Annotated in this window: 9 protein-coding genes and 3 pseudogenes; 9 read left to right on the forward strand and 3 right to left on the reverse strand. The window is 55.0% G+C overall.

Annotated features, from left to right (window positions below):
• On the forward strand, nucleotides 1–1,752 hold a 1,752-nt coding region (locus JCM15764_RS13450; RefSeq protein ID WP_243688989.1), incomplete at its 5' end, for a CARDB domain-containing protein.
• Nucleotides 1,753–1,823: 71 nt separating this feature from the next.
• On the opposite strand, the gene JCM15764_RS28495 is transcribed toward JCM15764_RS13450, so the two are convergent.
• On the reverse strand, nucleotides 1,824–2,105 hold the full coding sequence (locus JCM15764_RS28495) for an oxidoreductase dimerization domain-containing protein (RefSeq protein ID WP_369412331.1): 282 nt from the start codon (nucleotides 2,103–2,105) through the stop codon (nucleotides 1,824–1,826).
• A complete protein-coding gene (locus tag JCM15764_RS13455) occupies nucleotides 2,096–3,226 on the reverse strand; it encodes a dihydrolipoyl dehydrogenase family protein (RefSeq protein ID WP_369412332.1) in 1,131 nt (376 codons plus the stop codon). The genes JCM15764_RS28495 and JCM15764_RS13455 overlap by 10 nt, the downstream gene beginning before the upstream one ends.
• A gap of 315 nt (nucleotides 3,227–3,541) precedes the next feature.
• On the opposite strand from JCM15764_RS13455, the pseudogene JCM15764_RS29905 reads away from it, so the two are divergent.
• The 4 genes and pseudogenes from JCM15764_RS29905 (at nucleotide 3,542) to JCM15764_RS13465 (ending at nucleotide 6,215) form a co-directional block, all read left to right on the forward strand.
• Nucleotides 3,542–4,260: pseudogene (locus JCM15764_RS29905) on the forward strand (thiamine pyrophosphate-binding protein).
• A complete protein-coding gene (locus JCM15764_RS29910; RefSeq protein ID WP_279384454.1) occupies nucleotides 4,238–5,038 on the forward strand; it encodes a thiamine pyrophosphate-binding protein in 801 nt (266 codons plus the stop codon). Before JCM15764_RS29905 ends, JCM15764_RS29910 begins: the two are co-directional and overlap by 23 nt.
• 142 nt (nucleotides 5,039–5,180) lie before the next feature.
• Nucleotides 5,181–5,504: a transketolase-like TK C-terminal-containing protein gene (locus JCM15764_RS29915; RefSeq protein ID WP_279384443.1), complete on the forward strand. Its 324-nt coding sequence runs from the start codon at nucleotides 5,181–5,183 to the stop codon at nucleotides 5,502–5,504.
• Nucleotides 5,505–5,525: 21 nt separating this feature from the next.
• Nucleotides 5,526–6,215, forward strand: a complete 690-nt coding sequence (locus JCM15764_RS13465; protein WP_054696578.1) for a Crp/Fnr family transcriptional regulator — start codon at nucleotides 5,526–5,528, stop codon at nucleotides 6,213–6,215.
• Here the strand turns inward: JCM15764_RS13465 and JCM15764_RS13470 are convergent.
• Nucleotides 6,212–6,744, reverse strand: a pseudogene (locus JCM15764_RS13470) (2-thiouracil desulfurase family protein). The gene JCM15764_RS13465 and the pseudogene JCM15764_RS13470 sit on opposite strands and share 4 nt — an antisense overlap.
• Nucleotides 6,745–7,006: 262 nt before the next feature.
• On the opposite strand from JCM15764_RS13470, the gene JCM15764_RS26865 reads away from it, so the two are divergent.
• The 4 genes and pseudogenes from JCM15764_RS26865 (at nucleotide 7,007) to JCM15764_RS28505 (ending at nucleotide 11,540) form a co-directional block, all read left to right on the forward strand.
• Nucleotides 7,007–7,429, forward strand: coding sequence for a hypothetical protein (locus JCM15764_RS26865; RefSeq protein ID WP_279384444.1), 423 nt, complete (start codon nucleotides 7,007–7,009; stop codon nucleotides 7,427–7,429).
• Between the two features lie 14 nt (nucleotides 7,430–7,443).
• Nucleotides 7,444–8,637, forward strand: a complete 1,194-nt coding sequence (locus JCM15764_RS13480; RefSeq protein WP_279384445.1) for a GAF domain-containing sensor histidine kinase — start codon at nucleotides 7,444–7,446, stop codon at nucleotides 8,635–8,637.
• A complete protein-coding gene (locus JCM15764_RS13485; protein WP_054696585.1) occupies nucleotides 8,630–9,004 on the forward strand; it encodes a response regulator in 375 nt (124 codons plus the stop codon). Before JCM15764_RS13480 ends, JCM15764_RS13485 begins: the two co-directional genes overlap by 8 nt.
• A gap of 32 nt (nucleotides 9,005–9,036) precedes the next feature.
• A pseudogene (locus tag JCM15764_RS28505) lies at nucleotides 9,037–11,540 on the forward strand (sugar phosphate nucleotidyltransferase).
• Nucleotides 11,541–11,579 lie beyond the last annotated feature (39 nt).

The following is an 11,579-nucleotide window of genomic DNA, read 5'->3' on the forward strand; positions in this document are numbered from 1 at the left end:
CTGCGTCATGCCCTTCGCGTGCCTTGGCAGTCTCAGATCATGAAAGTTGTTACCGATCTGAATCAGAACATCTACGCCATAGGAAAAATGGGTGGCATATATGCCAATTCGACCTATTACCGCAAGTTCAGTAAGGATCTAATCCCTCTTGTCAACGGTTATGCGTACATCGATAATAATTTCAAGACCACTGCAATCGCGGTGGATACACAGGGTCATGTGTTCGGTAGTGGCTATGAAACTGTTTACAATCCAACAAGCGGCCATAATGATATTTATCGCACGATGAAAGTTTTCGATTCAAATCTGAACATACTGTGTGACGACAAAACGTATATGACGTCGCTGACGCAGTATACGGATCCCACTCCTTATGGTTTCAATGCCATTGCCATCGGGCCGGACGAAAAGGCTTATCTGGCTGGAAGCCAGGACAAAAGTTTTGGTGTGATGGCATATAATGCACAGTGCCAGCCCCAGTGGCTAGACGCTGCCGGGAATCCTGCCTTCCTGAAAGCGCAGGTGGATTCTTCGAATTTCAGCAATGCCGCCACAATTGACAACGATAACAATCTGATCATAGCCGGCCGGAAGTCCGACCAGGTAGCCACTGATGCGGCTACAGTAAAGTTCGCACCAGTGGTGGCGCCAACATCTTCGGACTTGGTTATTTCAGCTTTGTTCGCCCCGAACGCCCTAAAAACAGGACAAACTTTTAACGCGGGCGGATACTTGAGAAACCAGGGCACCGGGCCAACGGGCGATGCCGTTTCCGGTGCCCACTGGCTTGGTTTATATCTCTCTACCGATAACATCATCAACCGGCAAGATATCCTGTTGTGCCGCACCCCGGTTGTCGCCCAGGCCGGCAGCCAAACACTGACATATCACTGCGATGGAACGCCTCCCGCCAACCTCCTCACAGGGACATACCATGTAGGCGTGATTACTGACGACGGCAACCTGATCTCCGAAACGGACGAAACCAACAACACCCATTCTGAACAATTGCAGTACACGGCACTGCCCGATTTTGTTGTCATAAGTGGCACTGCTCCGACAAGCGCCGAAAATGGGCAACCGATTACTGTGACCGCCACCATCAAGAATCAAGGGGCTGGAGCAGCCACCAGTACAACGGCAGGGATATATATATCTTCGGACAGCGACTTCGCAACGAGCGACACGCTGGTCTGTACCGCCGAAGTTGGTACTCTTGCACCAGGTGCGTCACAAAACGTATCTTGTACAGGGATCATCCCAATGAATACTTATGGCGGAAGCGTCCATATCGGTGTTCTGGCTGACAATACCAATGCTGATGAAGAGACCAACGAAACTAACAATAGTTGGTCACAGGCTTTTAGTCTTACCGCACTTCCTGACTTGGTGATTTCGACGGCAGTCAGCCCTGCAACTGCGCAGAGAGGTGAGCAGATTACAGTTAGCGGAACAGTATCGAACCAGGGGTACGGGGCAACGGGTGCCCAATACTCCGGTTATTATTTTGTGAGTATGTATCTTTCCCAGGACAACGTGATTACTTCGACAGACACAGCACTTTGTAGTGTTGGATTCGGAACTACGCCTGCGAACACTACTTTACCCTTTAGCTGCACTGCTACGATCGCCGCATCCCTTGCTGCCGGTAACTATTATGTCGGTTTTGTTGCGGACAGTTATGGAAACGGTGTGGTTGAATCCGACGAGACCAATAATAATAAGGTCACTGCAATAGCAATTACACAGTAGCATCGCCGTTACAGGCTGTTGACAGCAAAAATGGGGCATGACGCTAACATCATGCCCCATTTACTTTTCCTCTACTCGGCGCAACAGGACAGTCGGCTGATGTCGCGGCTGAAACCCTGGGCGCAGAGGCGCAGTCCTTCGGCCATGGAGGGGTAGACGTGGAGCATGGAGGCAAGGTCGTCGACGGTGAGTTTGCACTGGATGGCCAGGGCGGCCTCGTTGATGACATCCGCCCCGCGGTGGCAGCATAGATGGATGCCCAGCAGCCGGCCGCTTTCCGCATCGGCAACCATCTTGATGGCGCCATGGGTATCTCCTGTCACATGGGCCTTGGGCACGGCGGCTATGGGCATGGTATTGACGGTGACGGAGAAACCGGCCTTGCGGGCTGCACCTTCCGTGTAGCGACCATGGCCACTTCCGGATCAGTAAAGATAGCCATGGGGACAGAATGGTAGTCCATGAGACAGCCGCAGCCGGGATTTACCATGTTATCTATGGCTACTATCCCTTCCCGTGCGCCGACCGTGGCGATCATCATCCCCCCCACGATGTCGCCGGCGGCCCAGATGCCCGGCACATTGGTGCGCATCTGCCCATCGACCCGGATAAAACCTTTACCGTCCAGCTCAATCCCGGTCTTTTCCAGACCGATGTCTGCCGTGGCCGGTGCGGTGCCGACGGCAACCAGCAGTTTTTCCGCCCTGAACCGCTGTGTGGTTCCGTCAACTTCGGCTTCAATTATCGTTGTATTACCATCCTGGCTTACGGAGCAGGTCGAGGCATTGACGACGATCTGCATCCCCTCTGCTGCCAATGCTTCCTGCATGGCCATGACTATTTCTTCCTCGACCATGGGGAGCAGGCGCCTGCCATGCTCCAGCACCGTTACCCGGCTTCCCATTCTCAGGTACATCTGCCCGAGCTCAACGGCGATGACGCCACCACCGATGATAACCAGTGATTCGGGGATCGTTTTCAACAGGAGAGCGCTTCTGCTGGTGAGATACTGGATCTTGTCCAGTCCGGGAACAGCGATGGTGCGGGGGTGGCCGCCGGCCGCGATCAGTATTCTCCGGCTGCGAAAGACCTGCTCTTCCACTTGAACGGCATCGGGAGCGATAAATCGTGCCGTCCCTTTTACCACTTCCACCTTGGGCGCCTTCTTGAGCACGTCCAGATATCTGGTTTGCCGAAGATGGTTTACAACCTGATCTTTATAGGCAAAGAACAGCGGAGAATCAATGCCGTCGGTTGCCGTACCGGTCCCCATTTGTGCGCCGGCCATGGCCATGTGGCGCACAAAGGAGCCATGGATCAAAGTCTTGCTAGGTATGCAGCCCCAATTGATGCACGTTCCCCCAAGAACGCTCTTTTCGATCATCTTCACCCGCAGCCCCAGGGATTGGGCGCGCAGGGCAGCGGCAAAGGCGGTGGAACCGGAACCAACGATGATTACCTCTTCAGCGGACATGCACATCCTCCCTGGCAACTAAGTTTACTTCAACCTCGACCCCTGGCAATGGGTGCTTTGAAAACAACCGGCAGGGCTGCATTGCGAAATCACCAGGCACCTGACTCTTCAGCCGCTTCCCAGTACCCGGGTGGAGATCTTGCAGAAATTGGCGAGGTCCTTTTTCATGGCGTTTTTGCAAAGCCCTGATAAAGGATGATTGACAGCGGAGTCAACATGATGTGGAATAGGGATTCTTTTTGGAGAATGGGGGTTGCCATGGACAAGCAGCGGCTTACAGTGGAACAGATGCGGTTGGGGGCAAATACACTGAGGATGCTGGCGGTTGATGCCGTGGAGAAGGCAAATTCCGGCCATCCTGGGCTTCCCATGGGGGCTGCCGATTATGCCTTCACCCTGTGGCACCACCATCTGCGTTTCAACTGCGAGAAGCCGGACTGGCCCAACCGTGATCGTTTCATCCTCTCGGCCGGGCACGGTCCATGCTCCTTTACGGGCTGCTCCACCTGTTCGGTTTCGACCTGCCGATGGACGAGCTGAAAAACTTCCGCCAATGGGGAAGCCGTACTCCGGGACACCCCGAACATGGCCATACTCCCGGTGTTGAAGTTACCACCGGCCCCTTGGGCCAAGGGTTTGCCAACGGCGTCGGTATGGCCCTGGCGGCAAAGATGGCTGCCGCAAGATTCAACGACGACACGTTCTCTCCCATTGACCACCGCATTTATGCCATTGTCAGCGATGGAGACCTCATGGAGGGCATCAGTTCGGAAGCGGCTTCCCTTGCCGGTCATCTGAAACTGGGCAACATCGTATACATATATGACGACAACGGCATTACCATCGAGGGGAAGACCGAGCTTGCCTTTTCCGAGAACGTCGGCAAAAAATTCACGGCCTTGGGCTGGCATGTGCAGCGCATCGACGGCCACGACTTTGACCAGATAGAGGCGGCCTTGGGTGCGGCCCGCTCGGAGAAGGAATCCCCTTCTTTGATCATCGCCCGGACATATTGCCCATGGCAGCCCGAATAAAGCTGATTCGGCGGCGGCCCACGGTTCTCCACTCGGTGCCGAGGAGGCGCTGGCAACACGCCAGGCTCTGGGCTGGCCGAAAGAAACGTTTCATGTGCCTGCTGAAGTGCGGGCCCTATGCCGGCGGCGGACAGAGGAACTGAAGGGAGAATACGCCGCGTGGCAGAAAGGCCTCCAACAATGGCAGCGGCGCAATCCTGAAAAGGCAGCCCTGTGGGAGGAGATGTGGCAGCGCCGGGTGCCGGTTGAACTGGGGGCGAAGCTGCTGAACGCATCGGCCGGAGCCGAGGGGGCGACCCGCTCCCTTTCCGGGCGCGTCATCCAGCAGGCGGCTGCACTGATACCGGCCCTGGTTGGGGGCTCTGCCGACCTGGAGCCATCCAACAACACCGGTATCAAGGGCGCAGGTTCCATAGCCGCCGGATCCTTTGCCGGGCGCAATATCCATTTCGGCATCCGCGAACACGCCATGGCTGCCATGATGAGCGGCATGGCCCTCTATGGTTGTTTTATCCCCTTTGGCGGTACCTTTCTCGCCTTTTCCGACTACTGCCGCCCTTCCATCCGCTTGGCCGCCCTGATGGGGCTGCAGGTCGTCTATGTCTTCACCCATGATTCAATACTGCTCGGCGAGGATGGGCCGACCCATCAGCCGGTGGAACAGCTCTCGGCGCTACGTCTCATTCCCAATCTTACTGTTTTTCGCCCCGCAGACGGCACGGAAACGGCCATGGCCTGGAATGCGGCCCTGGCGAAAAATCAGGCCCGACGGCATTGATTCTGACCAGGCAGAAGGTGCCGACCCTGCTCCGTAAAGATGCCTTCGATCCGAAAGCGGTCCTGCGGGGGGCATATGTGGTGGAAACCGCGGATGCTCCGCTGGTAACCATCATGGCCAGCGGCTCCGAGGTCTCGCTGGCATGGCAGCCGGAAATCTCCTGGCGAAACAGGGCCTTGGCGCCAGGATTGTCTCAATACCCTGTCTGGAGACCTTCCTGGCCCAGCCGGCGCGCTACCGCCAGTCGGTGCTGGGGGGACGATCGGTGCGGGTGGCTGTGGAGGCCGGACACGGGGCACTCTGGTGGCGGCTTCTGGGCAGAAACGGCCTCTTCATCGGCGTGGATTCATTCGGGGCGTCTGCCCCCGACAGGGTGCTGGCGGAAAAATACGGTCTGACGCCTGAGTCGGTGGCAGAGCGGATCGTAAAACATCTCGCACCCCCCTCACTCCCCCCTATTTTATAGGGGAATCAAAAAGGAGTACCAATGGAAATTCCGCAAATTCTGAAGAAATCCCTGCTCTTTTCCGGGTTGGATGACGAGAACCTGGCCCAGGTGGAGGCGATTGCCGTGAAACGTCCTTTTGCCAAGGGGGAATCCCTCTTTACGGACGGGGAGGTTGCCAATGGCTTCTATCTTCTGGCTGAAGGTTCCATGAAATTGTGTAAAATTTCCCCAGATGGCAGGGAGAAAGTGTTACATTTTGTCCATGCCGGGGAAACCTTTGCCGAGGCCGCCTTTTTCGGCGACGGCAAATATCCCGCCGAGGCCAAGGCCATGGAGAACGGCGAGGCGATTTTCTTCCCCCGCGAAGCTTTCATGGGGCTTCTGGAGAGAAATCCACGTTTCTCCCTCAATCTGATAGTGTCCCTTTCCCTTCTGCTTCGCCGGTTTGCCAGGCAGATCGAAGAACTTTCCTTTGCCGATGTGCCGGCGCGGCTTGCCGCTTACCTGGTTGAACTGGCGGAAAGGAAATCCACCTCTTTTCAGGGCAAGACCTATATCGATCTGGACATGAAAAAGGGGGAACTGGCATCCCGTTTGGGGACGGTCAGCGAGACTCTGTCCCGCACCTTCAGGAAGCTGAAGGAGGAGGGGCTTATAGAGGTGGATGGCGGACGGGTGGTCGTCCATGATATGGAGCGGTTGAAGGGGCTGATAGGAAAGGGTTCCTAGTCTGTGTCGTGATAGTCCAGCACTCGCTGGATGAAGAATTCACGGACAGCCGTCAGGTGCAGCGTTTCCTCTTCTTCCATGGGCATCAGCGGGAATTGGCGGACCATGGCTTCGGCAAACAATCCCCTGCCGGTTGCGGCGGAAACTCCTTCATTGAAGACCTCTACCCGGCAAAGCCCGCAGCTGGGCGATCTCGCCTTGAAAATGAACCCTGACAAAGCCAGTCCTGTCAGCCGTATGACTTCCATCCGGCAGAAATGCTGCATCGGGACAGTCAGGTTCTGGCGGGTTCTTATTACCATCAGGTTCGCTCCGCCGGATTCCCTTCCAGGCGCATGGCATCCCTTGGTGTGGGCAGGCCGCAGCCTGTTTCGGGGCATACTCCGACCAGGGTAAAGAGCCTACCCAGGATACCGGTGATGGCGGGATCAAGCTTATGCCCGCCATTGTAGCGGACCTTCTCTCCCAGCAAACATGCGCTGACGCCGATCTTTAATTTGTTTTCGGGCCTGCGGTCCTCAAGTTCCATTTATTAAGTTTCCTTTTGGCCTGTGCGCTGGCCGTATGGGTCCGCGCTCTATTGGAAGGGACTGTGGCCGTTTCCGCACAATATATCATGCTGATATTATTTTAATGGCGAAAATCTTAGTCGGCTTGAAAAAACAGTCCATGCTGTTATACTTTTGCAGTTTCCGCACCCTGATAGGTTATTTAACAGGAAACACCGCACGAGTAGTGACCTGCCAAACTGTTAACTTTGCCGATTGCTGAACTTGCTTCACGGAGGTTGCTTGGACTGGGAGTGTTGCTGGACGAAGAAAGAAATATCCTCCGCAGATTGTCCATATATCATGGAGGGGGAGGAGATGCTCTATGGTGCGCTGCAGCAGCGAATCATGGAGAAATGCCTGGAGTGTCCCCGGTTCAAGAATGACATGGAGCGCCTGAAGGATTCGGGAGCCCCCCTGTCCGCTATTCTGCCGCTGATCGTGGCCGAGTATCAGGAACAGAGGGCCAGGATGGCCTCCATGACTAACTTTGTCAACCGAAAGACGCGGGAGATGAAGTTCCTCCATGAACTCAGCGTGGTGCTGCAGACGTCCATGGACCTGGACGAGGTCCTGTCGGTGGCAATGACGGCCATTACCGCCGGCAAGGGGTTCGGCATGAATCGGGCCTTTCTGCTCATGCTGACAAGGATCGCCAATATCTGAAGGGATATCTGGGGGTGGGGCCTAGAAACTACGAAGAGGCGTGGCAGATCTGGCAGGATATAGATCGAACCAATGATTCCCTGCATGGCATGGCGAGGAATTTCCAGAAGACCAAGCTGTCGTCGGAAAAGGTCAAGTTCCAGGATATCCTGGAGAGGCTGTCAGTGCCGCTCACCGATGAAACGCACATTCTGAACCGAGCACTGAGGGGGAAAAAACCGTTACTGGTGGAGGATGCCCTTCACAATCCGGATGTTGATCCTGCACTGGCGGCGGTTCTCGGTGTGGACTGTTTCCTGGTTACGCCGCTCATTTCGCGAAAGCGGCGCATCGGGGTCATCGTTGCCGATAACTGCGTCACCCACAAGCCGATCACTGTTCAGGACATGCAGTCCATGGAAACCTTTGCCTTCCCCGTGGCCTTTGCCCTGGAACGGGCGTCTCTGCACGAGCGGCTCAGGGAGGAACTGACCAAACTGACTGCTGCCAACGTGAAACTCAAGGAGCAGCAGGAACTGATCGTCAAGATGGAAAAAATGGCACTGGTGGGGAAGATCACTTCCAGCATCGCCCATTCCATCAGAAACCCGCTTATGATAATAGGCGGTTTTGCCCGCTCGTTGCTGAAGAACAGTGACGAGAACGACAAGAGAAGGGCGCAGATCGAGACCATAGTTGCCGAAGCAAAGCAGCTGGAAAATGTGCTTGCAGAAGTGCTCAGCTATTCGGATTCCCTGTTTCCCGCCATGGACATGTGGGATGTGAACCAGCTGGTAAGCTCCGTTTATGTGGAAATGCTTGAGCGGCTGAAGCAGCGGGGCATCAGCAGTTATCTCGATCTGGCCGCCGACCTGCCCATGGTATGGATCGACTATAAACAGATAAGCTACTGTGTCAGGGCTCTCATTATCAATTCCATGGAGGTCCTGACGGATAACGGTGAGATCCGGCTCAAGACCAGCCAGGAGAGGGATTCAGTAGTGGTGGAAATAAGCGATACCGGTCCGGCCATGCCGAAAGAGATTCGGGAATCATTGACCACTCCCTTTGTCGATACCCAGGAGCTTGGCACGGGCACCGGCTTGCCCGTTTGCCGGGCAATCCTGGAGCGGCACGGCAACGAGTTCATTATTGAAGACCGTCCCGGCGGCGGAACGGTCTATAAAATGAAACTACCCATCAAGAAAGGAGAAAGCTTAAATGAGTAAACTACTGGTGGTGGACGATGAGGCCAATATCAGGCTGCTCTATTCGCAGGAGCTTGCCGACGAGGGCTATGAGGTGATCACTGCCGCTACTGCCGCAGAGGCGGTTGAGCAGCTTAAAGCAAATGGGGTGGACCTGGTCATTCTGGACATAAAGCTGAAGAATGAAAGTGGCATAGAACTGCTTCAGCAGATAGTCAAAGATCGCCACGAACTGCCGGTAATCTTATCCAGCGCTTTTTCCTTTTACAAGGATGATTTCTCCGCCTGGCTTGCCGATGCCTATGTGGTTAAATCCAGCGACTTGCAGGAGCTGAAGGATGAGATACGACGGGTGTTGGAAAAGAAAGGGCGAATAAAATCCAATTGAATGTCAATTTAATGTAAAGGAGTGATGTTTCTATGAAAGCAGTTATTATGGCCGGTGGCTTCGGCACCCGCATGCAACCCCTGACCTGTAATACTCCAAAGCCTATGGTTCCTCTCCTCAATCGACCGATCATGCTCCACATCGTCGAACTTTTGAAGAAGTACCACGTGACTGATCTGGTGCTGCTCCTTTACCACCAGCCCAATATCATCAAGAATTTTTTCCGGGACGCGCCGATTTCGGTGTCAAAATTACGTACGTTACGCCGCTGGAGGATATGGGCACGGCGGGTGCTGTTAAATATGCGGAGAAATACCTCAACGAGCGCTTTCTCATCATCAGCGGCGATCTTCTTACCGATTTCAACCTGCAGAAGGTGCTCAATTTCCATGAGGACAATAAGGCCCTGGCGACCATTACCCTGACCTCCGTCAAAGATCCGCTGCAGTTCGGCGTGGTCATAACCGATAAGGAGAAGCGGATAACCCAGTTTCTGGAGAAGCCGGGCTGGGGCGAGATCATCTCCGACACCATCAACACGGGCATTTATGTGCTCGAACCGGAGATATTCAAATATATTCCCGAGGGGGAAAATTTCGACTTCTCCCAGGACCTGTTTCCGCTGCTGCTGAAAAAGAAGGAGCCCCTGTTCGGTTTTCCGCTTAAAGGCTATTGGCGGGACATCGGCAATACCGATTCGTATCGGGAGGCCCATCACGATATCCTGCGGGGCAAGGTATATGCTCGGATCGATGCCCACAAGCAGGACCTGATCGGCAAGGACCTGCGCATCGGCGCCGATGTCAAACTTGATCGAAGTGTCATTCTCGATGGCACCGTCGTCATCGGCGACAACTCCCAGGTCCAGGACAATGCCCAGCTGAAAGACACGGTCATAGGCCGCAACTGCACCATCGAGCCGGGCGTGCGGCTTTCCCGCTGCGTGATCTGGGATAACGTCTACATCAAGCGGGGGGCCAAGATTACCGACAGTGTCATCTGCAACAATGTCAGTGTCGGCCAGGGCGTGGTCATGGAAGAAGGGACCATCGTTGCCGACGACACCTCCATCGGTGAGGAAGTGTACATCAAGCGTGATGTGAAGATTTGGCCGCGCAAGGTGATTGAGGGGGATCAACGGTAACGGGCAACCTCATTTGGGGCGAACGGTGGAAAAAATCGCTCTTTGAAGGCAAAATGATCAAGGGGCTTACCAATATCGAACTGACTCCGGAATTTGTCGCCAAGCTTGGATGTGCCTATGGCACCTCGCTGCAGAAGGGTAGCTTTGTCCTGGCTGGGCGTGATGCCTCCCTCTCTTCGCGGATGCTGAAGCGGAGCTTTCTCGGCGGCATACTTTCTGCAGGCGTCAACGTGCGCGACCTGAAGATGGTGTCGCTGCCCATAATGCGTTACAAGCTTCGCACCTTTGGCGAAGCCGGCGGGGTTCACTTCCGCCAGGCCATAGATGATCCGGCCTCCACGGAGATTGTCTTTCTCGATGCCGATGGTTTGGACTTTTCCAGTTCCATGGGCAAGAACGTGGAGCGGATCTTTTACAAGGAAAACTTCCGCCGTGCCCATCATATGGAGCCGGGGGGGATCAGCGAACTGCCCCAGGTGGCCGATTTTTACCGGGAAGGGTTTGCCCGCGCTTTGGACATGGAATTGCTGAGAAAGGCGGGATTCAAGGTGGTGGTGGATTTCAACCACTCCCCTGCTGGTCAGACTCTGCCGGCTATCCTCAACGATATGGGCTGCGAGGTTATCGGTATCAACGCCTACATCGATGAAGAGCGGGTGACGAAAAAACCGGAAAACAACGCACAGAGCTTGCAACAACTGGCAAAAATCGTTTCCTCTCTGGAGGCAAAAGCGGGATTCTGGCTTGATACCACCTCTGAAGAGGTTATTCTTGTAGATGAGACGGGAAGGCTCTATGAGCCTCGGAATTTCTCACCCTGCTGGTGGCTCTTTCGTTAAAAACCGGAGTCAGGGGGGCATTTGCCGTGCCTGTTTCAGCACCGTCGGTTATCGAGCAGCTGGCACACGAGAAGGGATGCTCGGTCCGCCGTACCAAGAGTGCCGAACGATCCATGATCGAAGCTGCCCAGTCTTCAGAGGTGATAATGGCCGGATCGATGGATGGACGCTTTGCCTTTCCAAAATTCCAGGCGGCTTTCGACGGCATGTTTACCATCGCCAAAACCATCGAGCTGGCTGCGGCTGCAGAAATTCCCCTGTCCCGCATCCTGGATGACATCCCCCGGCGGACCTTCCTCCAGGGCAGGGTCCCCTGTGTGTGGGACATGAAGGGGGGATCATGCGCAAGATGAGTGAGGACAGCCTGGAGAGGGAGGCCATCTACATCGACGGCATCAAGGTTCATTTCGGAGAGGACTGGGTGCTGGTGCTTCCGGACCAGTACAACCCCTATGTGCATATTATCGCCGAGGCCAAGGACCAGAAGGTGGCCCACCGGCTGCTTGACGAGTATCGGAAAAAAGTGGAGAAATGGAAAAAGGAGCTGCAATAACAACAGTTCGAAGTTCGGAGTTCGAAGTTAAAGGATTGA

The organism is Geotalea toluenoxydans JCM 15764 (assembly GCF_001311985.1).
In the GTDB taxonomy this organism is placed as follows: Bacteria; Desulfobacterota; Desulfuromonadia; order Geobacterales; family Geobacteraceae; genus Geotalea; species Geotalea toluenoxydans.

Excerpts from the sequence above, each read along its gene's own strand:
- JCM15764_RS28495 (WP_369412331.1), bottom strand. The coding sequence starts at position 2,105 with ATGCCCATAGCCGCCGTGCCCAAGGCCCATGTGACAGGAGATACCCAT.
- JCM15764_RS13455 (WP_369412332.1), bottom strand. The coding sequence starts at position 3,226 with ATGTCCGCTGAAGAGGTAATCATCGTTGGTTCCGGTTCCACCGCCTTT.
- JCM15764_RS29915 (WP_279384443.1), top strand. The coding sequence starts at position 5,181 with ATGGCAGCCGGAAATCTCCTGGCGAAACAGGGCCTTGGCGCCAGGATT.
- JCM15764_RS13465 (WP_054696578.1), top strand. The coding sequence starts at position 5,526 with ATGGAAATTCCGCAAATTCTGAAGAAATCCCTGCTCTTTTCCGGGTTG.
- JCM15764_RS13485 (WP_054696585.1), top strand. The coding sequence starts at position 8,630 with ATGAGTAAACTACTGGTGGTGGACGATGAGGCCAATATCAGGCTGCTC.